This window comes from Serratia sp. TSO36, assembly GCF_057808395.1.
In genome coordinates, this window is sequence record NZ_JBJZOU010000009.1 from 185,948 (window position 1) to 206,568 (window position 20,621).

General features: G+C 60.0%; 23 protein-coding genes and 1 riboswitch. Of the genes, 8 read left to right on the plus strand and 15 right to left on the minus strand.

The features are described 5' to 3' along the window. Positions 1-55: 55 nt before the first annotated feature. Positions 56-199 (plus strand): hypothetical protein, encoded by a 144-nt coding sequence (locus tag ACK3CV_RS06180; protein ID WP_016928795.1) that lies wholly within the window; start codon positions 56-58, stop codon positions 197-199. 125 nt (positions 200-324) lie between these two features. Then, the gene (locus ACK3CV_RS06185; protein ID WP_033637410.1) at positions 325-1,857 is read left to right on the plus strand and encodes a glycosyltransferase family 39 protein; all 1,533 of its coding nucleotides are present in this window, start codon (positions 325-327) and stop codon (positions 1,855-1,857) included. Positions 1,858-2,037: 180 nt separating this feature from the next. Here the strand turns inward: ACK3CV_RS06185 and ACK3CV_RS06190 are convergent, their stop codons facing one another. Next, the gene (locus tag ACK3CV_RS06190) at positions 2,038-3,102 is read right to left on the minus strand and encodes an aldo/keto reductase (RefSeq protein WP_164038736.1); all 1,065 of its coding nucleotides are present in this window, start codon (positions 3,100-3,102) and stop codon (positions 2,038-2,040) included. Positions 3,103-3,199: 97 nt separating this feature from the next. On the opposite strand from ACK3CV_RS06190, the gene ACK3CV_RS06195 reads away from it, so the two are divergent. The 3 genes from ACK3CV_RS06195 to ACK3CV_RS06205 all read left to right on the plus strand — a co-directional run bounded on the left by ACK3CV_RS06195 (position 3,200) and on the right by ACK3CV_RS06205 (position 6,853). Continuing rightward, positions 3,200-4,096, plus strand: coding sequence for a LysR family transcriptional regulator (locus ACK3CV_RS06195; RefSeq protein ID WP_164038733.1), 897 nt, complete (start codon positions 3,200-3,202; stop codon positions 4,094-4,096). Positions 4,097-4,223: 127 nt separating this feature from the next. After that, complete coding sequence (locus tag ACK3CV_RS06200; protein ID WP_164038730.1) at positions 4,224-4,775, plus strand: flavodoxin family protein; 552 nt, start codon at positions 4,224-4,226, stop codon at positions 4,773-4,775. A 629-nt stretch (positions 4,776-5,404) separates the two neighbouring features. Further along, entirely contained in the window at positions 5,405-6,853 is a 1,449-nt protein-coding gene (locus ACK3CV_RS06205) for a GGDEF domain-containing protein (RefSeq protein WP_063991178.1), read from the plus strand. 6 nt (positions 6,854-6,859) lie between these two features. Here ACK3CV_RS06205 and ACK3CV_RS06210 read toward each other — a convergent pair whose 3' ends face one another. Then, a complete protein-coding gene (locus ACK3CV_RS06210; protein ID WP_234402516.1) occupies positions 6,860-7,021 on the minus strand; it encodes a YnfU family zinc-binding protein in 162 nt (53 codons plus the stop codon). 81 nt (positions 7,022-7,102) lie between these two features. After that, a complete protein-coding gene (locus ACK3CV_RS06215; RefSeq protein ID WP_033647218.1) occupies positions 7,103-7,582 on the minus strand; it encodes a cold-shock protein in 480 nt (159 codons plus the stop codon). A gap of 165 nt (positions 7,583-7,747) precedes the next feature. On the opposite strand from ACK3CV_RS06215, the gene ACK3CV_RS06220 reads away from it, so the two are divergent. Beyond that, positions 7,748-8,257, plus strand: coding sequence for a VOC family protein (locus tag ACK3CV_RS06220; protein ID WP_033637415.1), 510 nt, complete (start codon positions 7,748-7,750; stop codon positions 8,255-8,257). Positions 8,258-8,293: 36 nt separating this feature from the next. Here ACK3CV_RS06220 and ACK3CV_RS06225 read toward each other — a convergent pair whose 3' ends face one another. From ACK3CV_RS06225 to ACK3CV_RS06245, 5 genes are all read right to left on the minus strand, one after another. Then, positions 8,294-9,121, minus strand: a complete 828-nt coding sequence (locus ACK3CV_RS06225; RefSeq protein ID WP_033637416.1) for an amino acid ABC transporter ATP-binding protein — start codon at positions 9,119-9,121, stop codon at positions 8,294-8,296. Positions 9,122-9,130: 9 nt separating this feature from the next. Then, positions 9,131-10,018, minus strand: coding sequence for an amino acid ABC transporter permease (locus ACK3CV_RS06230; RefSeq protein WP_004940038.1), 888 nt, complete (start codon positions 10,016-10,018; stop codon positions 9,131-9,133). Positions 10,019-10,048: 30 nt separating this feature from the next. After that, a complete protein-coding gene (locus ACK3CV_RS06235) occupies positions 10,049-10,576 on the minus strand; it encodes a GNAT family N-acetyltransferase (protein ID WP_033637417.1) in 528 nt (175 codons plus the stop codon). Positions 10,577-10,820: 244 nt separating this feature from the next. Continuing rightward, positions 10,821-12,146: an LLM class flavin-dependent oxidoreductase gene (locus ACK3CV_RS06240; RefSeq protein ID WP_047568926.1), complete on the minus strand. Its 1,326-nt coding sequence runs from the start codon at positions 12,144-12,146 to the stop codon at positions 10,821-10,823. A gap of 188 nt (positions 12,147-12,334) precedes the next feature. Next, positions 12,335-13,498, minus strand: coding sequence for a M20 peptidase aminoacylase family protein (locus tag ACK3CV_RS06245; RefSeq protein WP_033637419.1), 1,164 nt, complete (start codon positions 13,496-13,498; stop codon positions 12,335-12,337). A gap of 346 nt (positions 13,499-13,844) precedes the next feature. On the opposite strand from ACK3CV_RS06245, the gene cspE reads away from it, so the two are divergent. Continuing rightward, complete coding sequence (gene cspE, locus ACK3CV_RS06250) at positions 13,845-14,054, plus strand: transcription antiterminator/RNA stability regulator CspE (protein ID WP_004940030.1); 210 nt, start codon at positions 13,845-13,847, stop codon at positions 14,052-14,054. A 57-nt stretch (positions 14,055-14,111) separates the two neighbouring features. Here cspE and ACK3CV_RS06255 read toward each other — a convergent pair whose 3' ends face one another. From ACK3CV_RS06255 to ACK3CV_RS06270, 4 genes are all read right to left on the minus strand, one after another. Then, entirely contained in the window at positions 14,112-15,302 is a 1,191-nt protein-coding gene (locus ACK3CV_RS06255; protein WP_164038728.1) for a multidrug effflux MFS transporter, read from the minus strand. 6 nt (positions 15,303-15,308) lie between these two features. Next, on the minus strand, positions 15,309-15,905 hold the full coding sequence (locus ACK3CV_RS06260; RefSeq protein ID WP_086579495.1) for a TetR/AcrR family transcriptional regulator: 597 nt from the start codon (positions 15,903-15,905) through the stop codon (positions 15,309-15,311). Between the two features lie 288 nt (positions 15,906-16,193). Beyond that, positions 16,194-16,577 carry a fluoride efflux transporter CrcB gene (crcB, locus tag ACK3CV_RS06265; RefSeq protein ID WP_086579494.1) on the minus strand — a complete coding sequence of 128 codons (384 nt, stop codon included), beginning with the start codon at positions 16,575-16,577 and terminating at the stop codon, positions 16,194-16,196. A gap of 79 nt (positions 16,578-16,656) precedes the next feature. Next, positions 16,657-16,719, minus strand: a riboswitch (Fluoride riboswitch). A 255-nt stretch (positions 16,720-16,974) separates the two neighbouring features. Next, the gene (locus ACK3CV_RS06270; RefSeq protein ID WP_164038725.1) at positions 16,975-18,042 is read right to left on the minus strand and encodes a diguanylate cyclase; all 1,068 of its coding nucleotides are present in this window, start codon (positions 18,040-18,042) and stop codon (positions 16,975-16,977) included. A 218-nt stretch (positions 18,043-18,260) separates the two neighbouring features. On the opposite strand from ACK3CV_RS06270, the gene tatA reads away from it, so the two are divergent. Then, positions 18,261-18,476 (plus strand): Sec-independent protein translocase subunit TatA, encoded by a 216-nt coding sequence (gene tatA / locus ACK3CV_RS06275; protein WP_004940019.1) that lies wholly within the window; start codon positions 18,261-18,263, stop codon positions 18,474-18,476. Between the two features lie 93 nt (positions 18,477-18,569). On the opposite strand, the gene lipA is transcribed toward tatA, so the two are convergent. The 3 genes from lipA to ybeD all read right to left on the minus strand — a co-directional run bounded on the left by lipA (position 18,570) and on the right by ybeD (position 20,597). Beyond that, positions 18,570-19,535, minus strand: a complete 966-nt coding sequence (gene lipA, locus ACK3CV_RS06280; RefSeq protein WP_025301835.1) for a lipoyl synthase — start codon at positions 19,533-19,535, stop codon at positions 18,570-18,572. After that, a complete protein-coding gene (gene lipB / locus ACK3CV_RS06285; RefSeq protein ID WP_033637424.1) occupies positions 19,528-20,196 on the minus strand; it encodes a lipoyl(octanoyl) transferase LipB in 669 nt (222 codons plus the stop codon). Before lipB ends, lipA begins: the two co-directional genes overlap by 8 nt. 134 nt (positions 20,197-20,330) lie before the next feature. Next, entirely contained in the window at positions 20,331-20,597 is a 267-nt protein-coding gene (gene ybeD / locus ACK3CV_RS06290) for a DUF493 family protein YbeD (RefSeq protein ID WP_033637425.1), read from the minus strand. Positions 20,598-20,621 lie beyond the last annotated feature (24 nt).

The window sequence follows — 20,621 nt, forward strand, 5'->3', positions numbered from 1 at the left end:
CTTTCGTTTATTTTGCCGCGCTACAATAGGTGAAAATTTCCCCATGGAGCCTATCGTGCGCAAATCCAGATTCCTGCTCGTGACCTTGCTGTGCCTGTGCGCCGCCGCCGTGCTGTACGTGATGGCTTACCGAGCGCTGGGGCATTACCTCAGCGACGGCGAGAAGGCCTACCCGGATATCAGCGTTGAAATCCGCTGAGAGCCGTGCGGCGCCGCGGTGACTGCGCCGACTTTTTCGCACTGATTTACCCGCCATTTACCCGCCGTCGGCAATGATGACGCTGCGTCTCCACACTGTGTGGTTCTCTTGGGCGGAATGCGGTTATGTCACTGCAACAGGTTTCGAATGTCTCTTTGAGCAACAACGGCTTAAAGGGCATCGGTTACAAACATTACGCGTTGGCGATCGTGGCGTTTTCGGCGATCGTGCGGTTTATTTCCTTAACGGATCGGTACTTTTGGTGTGATGAAGCCTCCAGCGTGCTGACCAGCCGCTATGATGTGGGCGCTTTGCTGTACCACGCCTCCTTCGATGTTCACCCGCCGCTTTATTATCTGTTGCTGCATGCCTGGATGGTACTGTTTGGCGACGGCATCATGGCCGCCCGTTCGCTGAGCCTGGTGTTCGGCGTGGCGACGGTAGCGCTGGCGATGCGCTTTATCCGTTGGTTGGCCAACGAGCGGGCGGCGCTGATAGCGGGATGGCTGATGGCAATCATGCCGATGGCGGTGCGTTACAGCCAGGAGGCGCGCATGTACGCGCTGATGGGGATGCTGGCGATCGCCGCCGCTATGGTGCTGGCGAAATGGCTGAAAACGCCGGATAACCGCCGCTATCTGGCGCTGTATGCGCTGTTGATGACGCTGAGCTTTTATACCCATTACTTCACCATTTTCATGCTGATCGCCCACTGGCTGGTGGTGTTGGCGCTGTCATGCCGCCGAGACGGTGTACGTTACATCAAGCAGCCGGCGTGGTGGCTGGCCAATGTGGCGATCGGGGTGGCCTACATTCCCTGGCTGCTGGTGCTGTTCAATCTGCTGGCGCATATCGCCGAACTGCGGGTCGGCGGCGACGTCGGTTGGATCCCTCAGGTTTCCTGGGGTGATCTGCCGGCAATGTATTGGCGTTTTCTCACCGGCCATGACGGCAGCAACTATCCCACGGCGATTCTCTGGCTGTTGCCGGCGATGTTTATCGCGTTGTGCGCGCTGCTGCTGAAACGGCGCGCGATGCCAAGGACATTCTCGCTGCTGCTGCTTGGCGGCATTCTGATCCCGGTGACGCTGGTATTCGCCATTTCCTGGCGCACGCCGCTGTTTGTCGATCGCTACCTCTATTCCGCCGCGCTCGGCATTCCGCTGGTGTTGGGCGTGCTGATCGCCGGAACGAAAAGCCGGGTGCGCGGGATCTCTTTGCTGTTGTTCTTCAGCCTGCTGTTCGGCTGCGGCGTGCGTAACGACTACCCGGTCGAGAAAGATGAGTTCAAGGTGATGGTGCACTATATCAACAGCCACTATCAGCCTAACGATGCGGTGGTGGTCAGCAACATGTTCAACTACCTGAGCTACGTGTATTACAACAAGAAGGGCTATCGCGCCCTGCTGTATACCCCGGCCAGGCCCAACGGCATTTCAGGCAAGCCCAATGCCTATGGCTTCGGCACCTTTTTCCACGATCGGGCGGCGCAGACCTATGTCGATAAGCTCAGCGTTTTATCGAAAGGCCATCGCCGGGTCTGGCTGGTCAGCGGCGGGGATTTCAATCAGGACTTCGGCCATTCGCCGCCGGGGTGGGTCAATACCGGCACCTTCAAGAGCGGCGGTTTCGAGTCGCGCCTGTTCGTGGTGCGTTGATAAAAATGTCATATTTCCCATTAGGCGTTACATCTGGCCGAGCAAACTTACGCGGGGATGACAGTTCTATACATTGGGATTGGTACTGTAGCTCTACCCGATGATGTTGTGTGTTATCCATTCCCTGTAGTGTATTACCCCATCCCTGTTAAGTTTATCCCGCCTTGCGCGGGATTTTTTTTATCTGCGCCGGGCGAGGTGCACGCCGCCGGTCATGATGTTGCGGGTGGCTGGCAGGGCGAGAAAATCGTGCGGGAATCCCAGCTCGATGGCGCTGAGATCGTCCAATCGTCGCCAATGATCTTCCGCCAGCGCGACCTTCAAGGCGCCGAGGTTATCTTCCAATTGCGCCAGGGTTCGGGCGCCGACGATCGGCGTGGTGACCGTCGGGTGACGCAGTGTCCAGGCCAGCGCGATTTGTGATGGGGAATATCCAGTCTCATCAGCTATCTGGTTGACGGCGTCGGCGATATCAAGATTGTGTGCGTTCAATGTCCCCTTAGCACGCACAGCTTCGCGCCGAGTGCGCGCTTCATCCGGTGACGGTTGCAGATCCTGTCGCCGGTATTTGCCGCTTAATACGCCGCCGGCCAGCGGCGACCAGGGGATCACGCCTAACCCCAATTCTTGCGCCATCGGCAGCAGTTCGCGTTCGACGGTGCGTTCCAGCAGGCTGTACTCGATTTGCAGGGCGATCAGCGGTGACCAGCCGCGCAGGTCCGCCAGCATTTGCATTCTGGACGCCTGCCAGGCGGGGAGATCGGACACCGCCACATACAGCACTTTCCCGGCGCGCACCAGGTCGTCCAGGGCGCGCATGATCTCTTCCACCGATGTGGTGAAATCCCAGGCGTGCAGATAGAGCAGGTCGATGTAGTCGGTATTGAGCCGTCGCAGGCTTTCTTCAACCGAACGCAGCATGCTTTTGCGATGGTTGCCGCCGGAATTGGGATCGTCCGGCTGCATCGGCAGGGTGTATTTGGTGGCGATCACCAGCCGATCGCGGCGCCCGATGGCGAATTCCCCCACGAAACGTTCGGCACTGCCCTCGGTATAGCGGTTGGCGGTATCGATAAAGTTGCCGCCGCGTTCGACATAAACGTCAAACAGGCGCCGAGCCTCGGCTTGTTCGGCGCCCCAGCCCCAGTCGGCACCGAAGGTCATGGTGCCCAGCGCCAGCGGTGAAACGCGCAGGCCGGAACGGCCCAATAAACGATAGTGGTCCAGCGATAGTGACGTGTTCATAGCCATTCTCCCGTGTAGGTAGCGTCTACGATAGCGCCCACAGGTTGTTTAAGGAATGCGCTATAATCTTCATGAATTATTAAGGAGGGAGAGCATAATGAGGGGCAGTGATTTCGCCGAGTTGCGCGCCTTTGCCGCGATTGTTGAGCACGGCGGTTTCGCCCGCGCCGCCGCACATTTGGGCATGTCCGCTTCGGCGCTCAGCCAAACGCTGCGCAACCTGGAGGCGCGTCTGGGTGTGCGTTTACTGAATCGCACCACTCGCAGCGTGGCGCCGACTGAAGCCGGAAGACAGATGTTGGCGCGCCTGACGCCCGCGATGGCCGAGATCGACGCGGCGGTGGCGCAGGCGGTAGAGCAACGCCAGAACCCCTCAGGTCTTTTGCGGCTTAACGTAACCCGCGTGGCGGCGTTGCATTTTCTGGCGCCCTTGATCGCGCCGTTTCATCATCAATATCCCGATATTACGCTCGATCTTAATGTTGAGGAGCGGCTGGTGGATATCGTTGCCGGCGGTTTTGACGCCGGCGTGCGGCTGCACGAGAAACTGGCGAAAGATATGGTGGCGGTCAAACTGGGCGCGGAGGTGCGGATGCGCGTCGTCGCTTCTCCGGCGTACTTGGCGCGTCACGGCCGGCCGTTAACACCGGGCGATCTGCATCGACATCGCTGTTTGAATTACCGCTGGCCGACCAACGGCAGTTTGTATCGTTGGGAATTTGAGCGCGACGGTGAAAAGCAGGAGATCGCCGTGGAAGGACCGGTGATAGTCGATGAGCCGGAAGTCTTGGTGCGGGCTGCGATGGATGGGGCTGGCATTGCCTACCTGTTTGAGCAACAGGTTGCCGCCGGTATGGCCGATGGCCGGTTGTTGCCGCTGCTCGATGCCTGGACGCCGCCGTTTCCCGGTTTCTATCTGTACTATCCGGCAAATCGCCAAATGCCGCGCCCGCTGCGCGCTTTTATCGACTTTGCCCGCCAACAGGCAGAGTAGGGCGCGTAACGCGATTTTTTTGAATAACACCGTCAGTTTTATTCGGTATTCAGCCGCTGCGCGCTTGATTAGATTGAACGCGAGAGGGGCGCCGTCGGCGCCTTTGTGCAATGAGTGGAGAATTTCTATGGCGAAGACAGTAGTGGTGTTTCATTCCGGCTACGGCCATACCGAGCGTTTGGCGAAAGTCGTGGCGGAAGGCGCCGGGGCGGCACTGATCGCCATCGACCAGAATGGCGATATCAGCGACGAAGCCTGGCGGACGCTGGATGAGGCGGACGCCATCATCTTTGGTTCGCCGACCTATATGGGCGGCCCGTCGTGGCAGTTCAAGAAATTCGCCGACGCCAGCTCCAAGGCCTGGTTCGGCCGCAAGTGGCAGGACAAAGTGTTCGGCGGCTTTACCAACAGCGCCAGCCTGAACGGCGACAAGCAGGTAACGCTGATCGCGCTGCAGACGCTGGCTTCACAACATGGCGGCCTGTGGGTCAGCCTGGGGCTGCTGCCGGCCAACACCAAATCGGCGCAGCGCACCGACGTCAATAACCTGGGCGGTTCGGTGGGGCTGTTGGTGCAGACCCCGGCGGATGCCGGCGTGGATGAGATGCTGTCGGGCGATCTGGCGACCGCCAAGCTCTATGGCCAGCGCGTAGCGGGCTTTGCCGCCAAACTGGCGTAAGGCCTTCCGTGCAGAGAGGGCGGCGGTGCGGTTGAATGGACGCCGCGTTCATTTTCTCTGCACAATTGGAGTGTAAGCTGCGAAATGTTATTAGCCTGCTTGGGCTAACACTGCATTTCGTACAAATATTCCCGGTTCCTAGGCCGGGTTTTTTGTTGCTAAGGTCTGCTTAAGCTTTCACCGCTAAACTGCGCGGCAGCACGGGCATGCAAGGCATGGCCGTGTCGTAACTGTCGATTTGCTGTTGTTCAGGCAAGCCCGCGCTATGCGGGCTTTTTTGGGGTTGTTATTGCACGGGCGGCCCAGTTGCAGGAAAATAATCGCGTAGTTATTCAAACAGCATTCAACGACCAATAACCACAAACTTATTAATGTAATTAACGCCCTCGGCGGCCTATTACGCTATGCGCTATGCTGACAGCAGAGTCGGCATTATTTGCTGACGCTATGCGGGGGAGTCCGCTGCAGCCGCATCAGGCTAAGAAAAGTCTGTTAATTAAATGTTAATGCTTTTTATTATTGATTTGTCTGGCTTTTTTGGTTGAAATTCGGATTGACTATCCCTCACTGGCCGGGCGAGAGAGTATGCATATTATTATTCTGGTTATTAGCAAAATATGGGCGAGGCGATGAACGCCAGAATAAACGCCAGGCATGGCCTGCCGCTAACGGTTCAGCTGATCAATCTTTTCATGCTGGCCTTTTTACTTTCTCTGGTGGGTATTCTTAGCCGGCCGATTGGCTCGCTTTCCTTATTTTGGCCGGTGAATGCGATTCTGCTCGGCCTGCTGCTGCGCAAACCCGTTTACGCCACGCCGCTCGGCTGGCTTACCACCTATCTGGGCATGGTCGCCGCCGATCTCAGCACCGGCGAAGGCTGGTCCCTGGCGCTGTGGCTGAACGCCTGCAACATGTCGCTGATCGCCGTCGGTTACGGCATCATGCTGATGCTGCCCCAATCTCAACGGCGCATGGGCAAACCCCAGGCAATACTCTATATGTTCAGCGCCAGCCTGGCCGGTGCGGCGGTGGCGTCGACGCTGTCGGTGCTGCGCAACGACAGCCTGTACAACAACACGGTGGTGGTCGCCTGGCTGGCCTGGTTCAGCGAGCAGTTCTCGACGACCTTGCTGCTGTTGCCGGTGCTGATGGCGGCGCCGCGGTTGAAGCAACTGCTGCGCATGCAGGTGCGTTGGCGCCTGAAGGGCTGCCTGCCGCTGCTGGCGCTGCTGCTGTCGCTGGTATTCAGCGTCTATATCGGCGGGCCGGGCGCCATCGCCTTCCCGATCCCGGCGCTGCTGTGGTGCGCGGTGCGATACCCGCTGTTCCCCGTGACGTTGCTGACGCTATTGACCGGCATGACCGAGATCAGCAGCATTTCCGCCAACCTGGTGCTGTACGAAACGCCGAACAACCACAACGCCTTCCTCGACACGCTGATGTCCGCCCGCTTGGGCATCGCCATGCTGGTGATGGGGCCGCTGATCCTCGCCAGCTCTATCGCCGCCAATCGCAAGCTGATGCGGCGCCTGGAGCACAGCGCCAACCACGATTTTCTGACCGGCGTGCTGGCGCGCAGCGCGATGACGCGCAAAGCGGGCGAACTGCTGGAGCACAAGCACCGCTCGAAAGAGGCGGTGTCGCTACTGCTGATCGACATCGATCATTTCAAGCAGATCAACGATACGCACGGCCACAGCGCCGGCGATCAGGTTTTGGCGTCGTTCGCGCACATCGTGCGGCGCGAGCTGCGGCACGATCAGCTGTTCGGCCGCCTGGGCGGGGAGGAGTTCGCCATCATGCTGCCGCGCGCGCTGGCGGCGCAGGGCGTGGCGCTGGGCGAGCATCTGCGCCGGCTGGTGGAGCAGGCGCAGCTGCAGGCGGAAGGCAAGCAGACGTTGAAAATCACCATCAGCGTCGGCGTCGCCAGTCTGGCGATGAACGAGGTGAAATCGCTGGAGCAGTTGATGAATATGGCGGATATCGCGCTGTATCGCGCCAAATCGCAGGGGCGTAATCGGGTGGAGTCGTTCAATGTGGTGAGCGGCAACAGCGTCGAGCATATCCTGTTTCGCTAACCGTTTTCAGCCCTGTCTGGGCTCGAATCGGGTCTCGCAATTAGGGCAAATCAGTATTACGTCTTGCAGCATCGCCGCGCATTTTTGCCGGGTAACATAGCCGCATTTAGGGCAGACGATGTTGGTGGAACGGTTGGTAAAACCTTTGACGCTGTCGGAATCGGACATATCGATAGCCTGTGCCAGGTGAAAACTCACGCTAACACAGGAGACGATAAATTACGTTGGTTATTTTCCGCACACCGCTGCTTACAGGCTTTTCAGCGCCTTGATGGTCTCATCCATATCGATCTCGTGCTCGGAGAAGGTATGGGTGGTGTTCTGGAAAGTGGTAATGGTCAGCATGCGCAGCGTTTGCATGGTCTGCGCCTGATCTTCTGACTGCGGGCGAATGCGGTTCATCAGCAGGCCGACCGACAGCACAGTGTTCTCTTTATCCACGTCGGCTTTGGCCGGTACTTCCTTGGTGAAGGTATTGAAAGACTTGATGCTGGCGATCTTGATTCTTTCATTGGCGATGATGATGTATTTGCTGGGCGCCAACACTTTGACCGCATAAGCCGACGGGCCTTTGGTGTTGTTGGTCGGTTCGAAGGTCACCGCCGCGTTTTTCTTAATCAGCTCCGGGTTTTGCACTTTAATCACGTGAAAATAACGATTTTCTCCGTTCTCGTCGGTAATAAAGCCGAAGCCTTTGTCTTCAAAAAAAGTCGTTATCTTGCCGTTCATCGCTATTCTCACAAAAGGGTTCAATACAGCGCTTATGATAGCGCGGAATGCCTTGCAGCGACAGATTGCGCGGGCGGCATTTCGTCATGCGATAACGGCATTTAGCGGCTTTCCCCCCACATGCTATGTTCATGCTGACTTCATTCAATGCGTAAAGGAATAGCGATGGGCATCAAACGTCTTAATCACGCCGTGCTGTATGTCAGCGACGTGCGGCAGAGCGCCGACTTCTATCATCAGGTGTTGGGGTTCAAGCTCAAGCCGTCCGACAGCCCCGATCGGGCGGTGTTTACCCAGGCCGCCGATTCGGACAACGATCACGATTTGGCGCTGTTCAGCAAGAACCTGGGCCAGCAGCGCGCCGGGGTGTTTCGTGCCAACAACGAGCCGCCGGCGGAGCATGAGCCAGCGGCCGGGCTGTACCATCTGGCCTGGGAAGTGGACAGCCTGGAAGAGTTGGAGCGCATTCGCCATCAGCTGGCCGAACGCGGTATTCTCGGGCTGGAAGAGGATCACGGCGTGCACAAAAGCATTTATGGCCACGATCCGGACGGGCTGCTGTTCGAGGTGACGTGGTTTATTCCGCCGGCGTTGCTGACCGAAGAGGACAAAAACCAGCAGGGGATCCGCCCGCTGGATTTCGCCGCCGAGAAACGGCGTTTCGCCGGCCGGTAAGCGGCTCGGGTACGGGGCGCCGCGGCGCCCCGACGATCACAGCACTTTGTTGAGAAAGTTGACGGTGCGCGGATGCTGCGGCTGAGCCAGCACTTGCCTGGCGTCGCCCTGCTCGACGATCTGCCCGTCGACCATAAACACCACCCGATCCGCCGCTTCGCGCGCAAAGCCGATTTCATGCGTGACCACCACCAGCGTGACGCCCAGATCCGCCAACCCCTTTATCACGTCCAGCACTTCGCCGACCAGCTCGGGATCGAGCGCGGAGGTCGGTTCATCGAACAGGATCACCTTCGGGTTCAGCGCCAGCGCGCGCGCGATGGCGATGCGCTGCTGTTGGCCGCCGGAGAGGTGGCGCGGGTAGGCGTCCGCCTTGTGGCGCAACCCGACGGTATCCAGCAGCGCATAGGCTACCGCTTTCGCCCGTTCGCGGGAGTGGATCTTGTGCACCACCGGCGCTTCGATGATGTTTTCCAGCACCGTCAGGTGCGGGAACAGGTTGAAATTCTGGAACACATAGCCGACGTTGATGCGTTGCCGAAGGATGGCCTTTTCCTTCAGCTCATACAGCCGGTTGCCCTTGCGGCGATAGCCGACGTAGTCGCCGTCGATGCGGATAAACCCCTCATCGACGCGCTCCAGGTGGTTGATCGCCCGCAGCAGCGTCGATTTGCCGGAGCCGGAAGGGCCGAGGATCACGGTCACGGTACCCGGCTGCAGCGTCAGGCTAACGTCGTCCAACGCTTTGTGTTTGCCGAAGAACTTGCTGACGTTGCTGATTTCGATCAGGCCGCGCGCCGGCACCGGGGTGAGATTGCGCGCCGGCTGCTCGGGCAAGGCATAATAATCAATGGCTTCAGACATGCGGGTCTCCTAACGTTTTAGCCAGCCGGCCAGTTTCTGCCAGGGCGTCGGCGGCAGTTCGCGCACTGCGCCCCGGGCGAAATAGCGCTCGATGTAGTATTGGATCACCGACAGTGCGGTGGTGATGAACAGATACCAGACGGTGGCGACCATCAGCAGCGGTATTACCTGCTGGGTGCGGTTATAGATAACCTGAATGGTGTAAAACAGCTCCGGTAGCGCCAGCACGTAAACGATCGAGGTGCCTTTTGCCAGGCTGATGATCTCGTTGAAGCCGGTCGGAATAATGGAGCGCAGCGCCTGCGGCAGAATGATGCGGAAGGTGCGGCGATAGCCCGGCAACCCCAGCGCCGCCGCCGCTTCGTGCTGGCCGTAATCCACGCCCAGGATGCCGCCGCGGATGATCTCGGCGGTGTAGGCGGACTGCACCAGCGTCAGGCCCAGCACCGCCACGGCGAACTGGCCGAGAATGTCGATGGTCGGGTAGCTGGCGAACACCACGGAGGTGAAGGGAATGCCCAGCGAGATGGCGTCGTACAGATAGGAAAAGTTGTACAGGATGATCAGCACCAGAATCAGCGGCAGCGAGCGAAACAGCCAGATATAACCCCAGGCCAGCGACGCCAGCAGGTAAGAGCGCGACAGCCGCGCCAGCGCCAGCAGGGTGCCGAACAGGATGCTGAACAGCGTGCCGAGCAGCGTCAGCAGCAGGGTTTGCCCCAGCCCTGCCAGCACCGCCGGCGCGAAGAACCACTCGGCGAATACGCCCCATTCCCAGCGCGCGTTGCCCGCCACCGATTGCACGATGGCGGCCAGAATAAACAGCGAAAACAGCGCGCCGATCAGCCGCAGCGGATAGCGGGCGGGCACCACTTTCAAGACTTCTTGTTTGGACATGTCATGTCTCCTGATACAGATTAAGGGGCCTTAGGCGATTTTCCTTTCCGACGCGCAACAACACGCGTCCTCTGCAATCAGGCTTTTGCGGAACGGCAGGCGGCCATCGTAGGGTGGGCGACTGTATATCTCGCTGTCGACGTTGGGATCGAACTGCGGCTGATACCCGTTGCTCAGATACAGGCCCACCGCTTCGGGCTGGCGAAAGCCGGTGGTTAGATAGAGCCGGCGATATCCCTGCGCCAGCGCCAGCGTTTCCAACTGCTGCAGCACCCGCTGCGCCAGGCCCTGGCGGCGCAGGTCGCCCCGCGTCCAGATGCGCTTCAGCTCGGCGGTTAGCGCGTCATAGCGTTTGAAGGCGCCCATGGCGATCGGCGCACCGGCGCGTAGCAGCACGATGAAGGCTCCTTGCGGCGGTGCGTACAGATCCAGTGCTTCCGGTTCCTGGTCACCAAAATAGTCGCCGTAGCGCTGACGATATTCGCCGAACAGCCCTTCGATCACCGGGGCGATCAGCGGGTCGGTCGGCAGCGTCTGAATGAAGGTGTCTTGCGTCATCGCGCGCTCCTAATCGCCCTGGCCGGGCGGGTTGATTTCCGGCTGCGCAAGGCGTTCGGCGCTCTCGCCCCAGCGGTTGACCATGGCGTTCGCCTGCGGGGTCTTCGGCGCGTGAATAGGGGGGCATAGGCCTGCAAATCGATGTCGGTGCCCGCCTGCGCGGCGCCGGTCAGGCTCGGCAAGGCCGCCACGAGGGCGGCGGTAACGGTTTTCTGCATAGCGGGTATCCCTGGCAGCGATCTTGTTATTGGGTGAATCTGTTCAACGGGCGCTTCAGGCCCAGGTGCTCGCGCAGCGTGTCGCCGTGGTACGCCTGGCGGAACAGGCCGCGTTGCTGCAGGACGGGCACCACCCGATCGACGAAGTGGCCGAAGGCGTTGGGCGTACCGCCGCTGATGATGAAACCGTCGGCGGCTTCGCCGTCGAACCAGCGTTGCAGGCCATCCGCCACCGCTTCCGGCGTGCCGCTGAACACCGGGCGCGGCGAGGCGGCTTCCAGCGCCACCTGGCGCAGCGTGAGGTTGCGCTCGCGGGCGCTGCGCTTGATGGCGTCGGTGGTGCTGCGGAAGCTGTTTTGCCCCAGATCGCCGATGTCGGGGAAGGGGGCGTCCAGCGGATGGCGGGCGAAGTCGTAATGCTCGAAGTAGCGGCCGAGGTAGTTGAGGGCATTCTCGATGCTGACCAGGCGGGCGGTCTCCTGGTACTGGCGCTCGACGTCCGCGTCGTCGTCGCCGACGATCACGCTGACGCCCTGGAAGATGCGCAGATCGTCCGGTTCGCGCCCCTGTTCCACCAGTTGCCGCTTCACGTCCTGATAGAAATCCTGCGCCTGCTCCAGCGTGTCGTGATGGGTGAAGATCGCATCGGCGTGTTGGGCCGCCAGCCGTTTGCCGTCTTCAGAGGCGCCGGCCTGGAACAGGATCGGGCGCCCCTGCGGCGTGCGGCCGATGTTCAGCGGCCCCTGCACCGAGAAGAACTCCCCCTGGTGATTGAGAGTGTGCAGTTTGCCGGCGCGGAAGAATTCGCCGCTGGCCTTATTACGCACGAAGGCGTCGTCTTCCCAGGAATCCCACAGCCCTTTGGCGACGTCGAGAAACTCGCCGGCGATGCGGTAACGCAGGCTGTGCTCCGGGTGTTCTTTGCGCGAGAAATTTTTGGCCGAGCCTTCCAGCGGCGAGGTCACCACGTTCCAGCCGGCGCGGCCGTTGCTCAGGTGATCGAGGCTGGCGAACTGGCGGGCGACGGTGAACGGATCGCTGTAGGAGGTGGAGAGGGTGCCCACCAGGCCGATTTTATCGGTGGCGGCGGACAGTGCGGCCAGCAGGGTGAGCGGTTCGAAACGATTAAGAAAATGCGGAATGGACTTTTCGTTGATATATAACCCATCGGCGACGAAGACGAAATCGAATTTCCCCTGTTCGGCTTTTTTCGCCGTGGCGATATTAAATTCGAGGTTGATGCTGGCGTCGGCGGTGGCGTCCGGGTGGCGCCAGGCGGACATATTTCCCGATGCGCCATGCAGAATGGCGCCCAGCCGCAATTGCCGTTGATTAGTCGCGTTGTCGCTCATCGTGATTATCCTGTCATGCGCCGCAGAGGCGCGCGGTGTCTGATGTGCCCACTATTGATGAGCGGCGGCGGGATGTAAAACAACAAAACAGCATATTCAAATGTTGAAAATCGCAAATATCACGGCGAGCGAAAAAATAATCCCCGACGCGGCATCCGCGGCGTCGGGGAAATACGCGTTACCGTTATTCAGGCGTTGCTGAGGGCTTTTTCCGGCGCGGTGGTTAATTGTTGCAGCGTGCGTTCCGCCAGCAGCGTGAAATATTGCGCGGCGGGGAACAGGGCGCGTTCATCGGGATTGAAACGCGGATGATGCAGGCCGAACTCGCTGGCGGAGCCGATGCTGACGAATACGCCCGGCACGTGATGCAGATACAGCGCGAAATCTTCACCGCCCATCTGCAGTTCCGCCTCTTCGACCCGGTAGCCGGCCTCGGCGGCGACGGTTTTGCTGAACGCCGCCCAATGCGGATCATTGATCACCGCCGGCGGCCCCGGCTGCCAGCGGAGTTCGGCCTGCGCGCCCAGCGCGGCGGCAACGCCGTCGATCACCTGGCGAATCTTGTCCGGCACCTGGCGGCGCACCGCGTCGCTGTGGGTGCGCACCGTGCCTTCCAGCTCCACGGTTTGCGGCAGCACGTTCCAGGTATTGCCGCCTTCGATGCGCGTTACGCTCACCACCAGCGACTCCAGCGAGCTGAAGCTGCGGCTGGGCAGCGTCTGCAGTGCGCCGACGATCTGGCTGGCGGTGACGATGGTGTCGACGCCCTGTTCCGGTTTGGCGGCGTGGGCGCCTTTGCCGGTGATGAGGATCTGGAAGCGATCGACGTTGGCGTAGAACGGCCCGGCGCGGGTGGCGAAGGTGCCGGTGGGCAGCTCCGGCGCGTTATGCAGGCCAAATACTGCCGCAACGTTATCCAGCGCGCCGGCGTCGATCAGATGCCGGGCACCGTTGAAGGTCTCTTCCGCCGGTTGGAAGAAGATGCGCACCGTGCCGGGCAGGTCGGCCTCACGCGCTTTGAGCAGGTGTGCGGCGCCGAGCATCACCGAGGTGTGAAAGTCGTGGCCGCAGGCGTGCATCACGCCGCGGTTTTGCGAGCTGAAGGGCACGTCGGCGATTTCGTCGATCGGCAGGGCGTCAATGTCGCCGCGCAGCGCGATGATCGGCCCCTTGCCGCTGCCAATCTCCGCCACGACGCCGGTTTTCAGCGCCAGCGGCAGCAGGCGAATGCCCGCCTCTTGCAGCCAGCGGGTCAGCCGGGCGGTGGTGGCGAATTCGTGATTGGAAAGCTCCGGGTTTTGGTGCAGCTCACGCCGATAGGCGATGATTTTGTCTGCCAACTGGCTGGTCATAGGCTTGGCTCACAGTGGGAAATAAACCCTAACCCTAGTGCAGCGGCCGCCGAAGCAAAAAGACCATCTGGTTATATTTCATAGCGATTGTGTCTGCATGGGGGCGTCAACGCTGGGGTAAGCGGGCGGGTTTGGCCGTTCGCGCATTGTTCGCCGGCGGGTGGAGAGGATTGACCTGGAACGGGAGCTTATCGCAACCGGTGCAATCCATTTACACCGGGCTACACGGATTTTTTCACTCTTTATCGGATTTCTGTGATCGCGGTGGTGGACAAAATCCTGCCTGCTTGCTGTACTGTAATCGACACAGGTTTTGTGTCTTTCATTCACGTTAAAGGTAAGTTTGATGTCTAAGATTAAAGGTAGCGTTAAGTGGTTTAATGAATCCAAAGGCTTCGGTTTCATTACTCCGGAAGATGGTAGCAAGGACGTTTTCGTTCACTTCTCTGCCATCGTTAGCAACGGTTTCAAAACGCTTGCTGAAGGCCAGCGTGTAGAGTTTGAAATCACGAACGGTGCCAAAGGCCCATCTGCCGCTAACGTTACTGCTATCTAAGCTGCGTAGCTGAATTTCTTAAAACCCGCTCATTGAGCGGGTTTTTTATTGGGCGCGTTATGCCTCGCTGCGGCGGGCCAACAGGCTGAACAGCAGGATGGCGACGGCGTAACAGCCGACGATGGTCAGCGCCATCGATAGGCCCGAGGTGCCGCCCAGCCCGGTGAGCGGCACGGCGCAGGCGCCGAGGGCGAACATGCACACGCCGATCAAGGCCGAGGCGCTGCCCGCTTTGTCTCCCTGGCTTTGCATGGCCAGCGAAGAGGCGGTCGGGCCGACGATGCCGATCACCGCCACCGAGAAGAACAGCGGCACCAGCAACAACACCAGCGGCGCATGCAGCGCAGCGGCCAACAGCAGCAACAGCGACGCGACGGCCGCCAGCGTTAACCCGCCCCTCAACACCCGGCGCTCCCCCCAACGCGAACTGAGGCGGCTGGCCAGCTGCGCCGCAATGATCAGCCCGACGCCGTTAATGGCGAAGCACAGGCTGAACATCTGCGGGCTGAGGCCGTAAATCTGCTGTAAGACGAAAGGCGAGGCGCCGATATAGGCGAACATGCCGGCCATCACGAAGCCTTGCGTCAGGCACAGGCCCATGAAATAGCGCTGGGTCAACAACCCGCCCAGCGACATCAGCATCGCCAGGATACCGCCCTGGCTGCGGCGTTCTACCGGCAGGGATTCGCGCAGCTTCAGCGCCGACAGGCTGAACAGCAGCACGGCGATGGCCGCCAGCACGCCGAAGATGCCGCGCCAGTTCATCACCTGCAGCATCACGCCGCCCAGCACCGGCGCGACGATCGGCGCCAGGCCGTTGACCAGCATCAGCAGGGCGAAGAAGCGGGTCAGCTCATGGCCGGCGTACAGATCGCGGGCGATGGCGCGAGAAATCACCGCGCCACCGGCGCCGGCGATGCCCTGCAGCAGACGGGCGATCAGCAACTGGTCGATGGTGGGCGCGAGGGCGCACCACAGCGAAGCGCCCAGCAGCAGGATCAGCGACAGCAACAGCGGGCGCATGCGGCCTAGCTTGTCGCTGTAAGGGCCGAAAATCAGCTGGCCGACGCCCAGGCCGAGCAGCCCGGCGGTCAGGCTGAGCTGCGCGGCGGCGGTAGAGGTATTCAGTTCGCCCGCCATTTCCGGCAGGGCGGGCAGATAGAGATCGGTGCACAGCGGCCCCAGCGCGGCCAACAGGCCAAGCACGACGGCGTACACCAGACGTTGTCTGGCTAAGTGTTTGGTCATGGGAGATTAGCGTTTCCTGAACAGGTGAGAAATGGCCTGCTGATACAGATCGCGCAGCAGGGACGCATCGGCTTTTTGCGTGGTAAGGATGCGGTAACCGGTGCCTTCGCTCATGACGGCGATAAACTCCACCCGTGCGGCGATCTCTTCCGCGCTGAAATGGGGATACAGCCGCTGCAGATTGTGGCACACGTGGTGAAACAGTCGCGCTTCCGCATCGCTGAGCATTTTGGCCACCGCCGGGTTGCGCGTGGCCTCGGCGGTCACTTCCAGCATCAGCATGTGGTCGGTTTCGCTCTCGCCCGGCTGCTGAAACAGCGTGCGCGCCGCCAGCGTGCCGGCGATCAGGTTGATGTGATCGCCAAGGTTTTCCAGCCGCTGCATCTTGCTGGCGATGATGCGGTTGACGATCTCTTCGATAATCGCGTCTTTATTGGCGAAATAGCGATAGATTTGCCCGACGCTGAGCTGCGAGCCCTGGGCGATCTCCGCCATGCTGGCGGCGTGGAAGCCGTGGCGGCGGAAGCTGGTTTTCGCCGCTTCGACGATCTGATCGCGGCGAGCCTGCACCTTGGCCTGTTTACTGTCGTTGGGGGAGAGCATCTGCCCGATCCTTTGCTACGCGTGAGCCGGGTTCACATTTCTGGGTGTGAACGTTCATTCTCAATTGTAGTGTAACCGGCGGGAAAGACGCAACATGAACGCGTGATGCGGCAAAAAGCGCTTAAGCGAACAGGTAGGATTTGATAAAGGCGGCGACGATCAGCACGCACAACGCAACGGCAATCGCTTCGGCGGCGGTTTTCGGCAGGCTAAACATAGCGGTTTCTCATCCAGTCAGGAGTACTGGATGAGATTATGCGCATGCAAGATTAAGGAAACATTAAGGGCTTAGCGCCCGTTGACCCACATCACCAGCATGAAAGCCAGCAGCGTCATCGCCAGCGAGCCGGCCAGGTTGAGCAGCATGTTGGCCAGCGCCCAGCCGAAGCGGCCATCCTGCATCAGGTATACCACCTCCAGCGAAAAGGTGGAGAAGGTGGTCAGGCCGCCGCAGAACCCGGTGGTGATCAGCAATTTCCAGGTGGGATCCAGATACGTCATGCGGGTGAAAATCGCCATCGCCAGGCCGATGATAAAACCGCCGATCAGATTGACCATCAGCGTACCGAGCGGAATGTGGGCGTTCAGCGGATTCATTTTCATGCTTACCGCCCAGCGCAAAACGCTGCCGACGCCGCCGCCGATAAATACGGCCAGTAAAGAGCTCAACATGGGGCAACTCCCTTTCAATCAGAGAAATTCACGGGGCTCGGAAAGGGACAGGCGTAACGCTACGCGCCTCTCTCCGAGAGGTTACGTAGACATCATCAGCCTGTGAAGGCGGTTAGGGAGGAATGTCATCTCCAGCGTGCCGCACGGCCTTTTTCGCCGCACCGGATGGATGTTACACCTAACGCCGCCTATTTTGTAGTATCGACAATCTGCGAGGTCACCCCATGGAAATCAGAACGGCGCGCCTGCGCGATCGCCGAATTAATGACGGCGCTGGATTATCCCGGCACCGAGGCGCAGCTGGTGGCGGTGGAAAGCGAGCGGGCGCATGCGTTTTACCAGCGTGAAGGCTTTGTCGAAGCGCCGAAGTATTTTGCCAAGTTATTAAACCAGTCAGTTAGTCGCCCGTCGGCGGCGCCGTTTCCAGCCGGTTGCGGCCATTTTGCTTCGCCCGGTAAAGCGCGCCGTCGGCCGCTTTCAGCCAGTCCAGATAACCGCCCAGCGCGGGGTGGTAGTTGGCGATGCCGGCGCTGATCTGCAGCCGCAGCTGTGGCGCCTCTTTGAAGATAACGGCGTCCAGCCGCTGCTGGATGCGCCGCAGGACGGTTTCCGCCTGTTCAGCGCTGGTGTTCGGCAGCACCGCGCCAAATTCGTCGCCGCCGTAGCGCCCGACGATATCCACGTTGCGCAAGCCAATCAGCAGCTCTTCCGCCAGCGCCGCCAGGGCCTCATCCCCCAGCGCATGGCCGAAAGTATCGTTGATGGTTTTGAAACGATCGATATCCATCAGGATCAACGTGGCGTTGTCCTGGTAGCGGCGGCAGCTGTCGAACTGACGATGCAGCAGATGCTCCCAATGGCGGCGGTTGTACAAGCCGGTCAGCCCATCGCGGGTGCTGATGCGCTGCAGCTCCTGTTTTTTTTCCGCCAGCCGCTTGGCGGTGCGGTAGGTCACCAGGCCGAGCAGCGTTGGGTACAGGTAGATCATCGGCAGGCACAGATAGATCTGCAGCGGCGTGCTGTGCGGGTGGAACGGGAAGCCGAGCAGCGCGCCGGTCAGCGCCGCCGCAGCCAATTGAATCGCCAAGCCTTTGACAAACAGTGCTTTACCGGCCGAAGCGATGTTGTTCATGCTCATCATCGACAAGATGACAATCGCCGGCAGCGCGTTGAACGCCATCATCGCGGCCCAGAAGCCGCCGAAGGCGGAGTCAATCAGCAGATTGCGGATCTCGGCTTTGAACGGATCTTTGGCGCGGCGGGCCAGGCGGTAGGCGAGATGCGGCCAGAGAAAACCGTGAAAGGCCAGCAATAGCCAGACCGCTGTGGGCGGAGCCAAGGGATAGAGGGCGGCGCAAACGCAAATAAAGCCGAGCCCCAGGCCGGCGACGCGGGGCAGATAGGTGCGTTTGGCGAAGCTGAGGCCGGATTTTCGGGCATCGAAAATGGGTGGAGCAATATACATCCGGCCTCTCCCTGATAAGTATCACGGCAGCGTATCATGCGGGTGATAAACTAAGAATAGTCTGGGATTCATGCCGCGGGGCCGCGTGGCATTCCTGCGACGGATCTCACTCTGTTACATGTTGCGGTTGTGCGAGCGGGGGGAAAGTCGCTAAATATTCGCAGGCAAGGTCAGTTTTTCTCGCTGTTCACGCAGCGCTCTATGATAAGAAGGTGAGTATGGAAGGTATCAGTATTACCAAACTTCTGGTGATTGCGGTATTGGTGATTTTACTGTTCGGCACCAGCAAACTGCGCACGCTCGGCGCCGATCTTGGCGCGGCGCTGAAAGGCTTTAAAAAAGCCGTGGGCGACGACAGCACGCCGCCGGCCGCCGGCAACAACGCCGCCGAAAGCCAGTCCGCTCAGCAGAGCGTCGAAAAGAAAGACGTTTAACCCCGCCTGGTGGCGCGCAATAAAAAACGGATGCCTTGCGGACATCCGTTTTTTGGCGTTTCCGCCGTCTTTAGCGTAACAAACTATTACGCGTTATTTCACTTCCATCCCTTTGGCCTGCAGATCGGCGTGGTAAGACGAACGCACGAACGGGCCGCAGGCGGCGTGGGTGAAGCCCATCGCCATCGCTTCTTCTTTCATCTCGTCGAACTCGGCCGGGCTGACGTAGCGCTGCACCGGCAGGTGGTGGCGGCTCGGCTGCAGGTACTGGCCCAGCGTCAGCATGGTCACGCCGTGGCGGCGCAGGTCGCGCATCACTTCGACGATTTCCGCGTTGGTTTCACCCAGGCCGACCATCAGGCCGGATTTGGTCGGGATATCCGGGTGCGCCTCTTTAAAGCGCTCCAGCAGCTTCAGCGACCACTCGTAGTTGGCGCCCGGGCGCACCTGGCGATATACGCGCGGCACGTTTTCCAAGTTGTGGTTAAACACGTCCGGCGGCGTGGCGGTGAGGATCTCCAGCGCGCGATCCATACGGCCGCGGAAGTCCGGCACCAGCGTTTCAATTTTGATGTTCGGGCTCTTGGCGCGGATGGCCGAGATGCAGTCGGCAAAGTGCTGAGCACCGCCGTCGCGCAGATCGTCACGGTCAACTGAGGTGATTACCACGTAGCGCAGCGCCATGTCGGCGATGGTTTGCGCCAGCTTTTCCGGCTCGTTGGCGTCCGGCGCGATCGGGCGGCCGTGGGCCACGTCGCAGAACGGACAGCGACGGGTGCAGATAGCACCGAGGATCATGAAGGTGGCGGTGCCGTGGTTGAAACACTCGGACAGGTTAGGGCACGAGGCTTCTTCACAGACGGAGTGCAGGCCGTTTTTACGCATGGCGGCTTTGATGCCCTGAATGCGCGTTGAGTCGGCAGGCAGTTTGATCTTCATCCACTCGGGTTTACGCAACAGCTCCTGCCGTTCGGTGACCACCGTTTTGACCGGGATCAGCGCCATTTTGTCAGCATCGCGGTATTTGACGCCGCGTTCCATCTGAATTGGTTTACTCATAATCGTGCAGGTTCCAGTTACGAAGCTCGACCGTCTGGTAGCCGAGTAAATGAACAAATTCCTGTACCAGGATTGGGTGTATGTCTTCAATGCCAACGCCGGGCGCCAGCGCGCTGACCTGCGTCATTTGCATGCCGGCGTAACCGCAAGGGTTGATGCGTTGGAAGGGGCTGAGATCCATCGCCACATTCAGGGCCAGGCCGTGGAATGAGCTGCCTTTGCGGATCCGCAAACCCAACGAACAGATTTTCTGCTCCCCCACGTACACGCCCGGCGCATCCGGACGGGCGCGCGATTCGAGGCGGAAGTGGGCGAGGGTATTGATAACCGTATCTTCTATCGCCGTGACCAATTGGCGTACGCCGACCTTGTTGCGTTTCAGGTCGACCATTACGTACATCACCTGCTGGCCCGGCCCGTGGTAGGTCACCTGGCCGCCGCGATCGCTCTGAATCACCGGGATATCGCCGGGCATCAGCACATGCTCGGCTTTGCCGGCCTGGCCCTGGGTGAACACCGGGTGATGCTGCACCAGCCACAGCTCGTCCGGCGTGGTCTCGGTACGACTGTCGGTGAAGTTATGCATGGCTTGGGATACAGGCGCGTAGGGCTGCAACCCCAGCTGACGCAAAATGATCTTGTCTGGTTGCAAAAGAGTCATCGTCAGGTTACAGAAGTGGTAAAGCCATTATACCGGGCGCTCCGGTCTGCGGCCAGCCTTTCGCTGACCAAAAATGCGCAACCCGGGAAGACGCTGCGCCGTCCCGGGTTGATAAGCAGGGGTTTATGCTGGAATTACAGCACCATGCGAACAATTTCAATGTTGCCCAACTCTTCGTACAGGGTTTCGACCTGCTCGATGTGAGTGGCGTTGATGGTGATGGAGACCGAGTGGTAGTTGCCTTTGCTGCTCGGCTTGACCTGCGGGTTGTAGTCGCCCGGCGCATGGCGCTGCACCACTTCAACTACCTGGTCAACCAGCTCAGGCTGCGCCAGGCCCATCACCTTGTAGGTAAACGGGCAAGGGAATTCGAGCAGTTCGTTCAGTTTAGTTTTTTGCATGTGCGTGCGCTCCAGAGTGCTAGC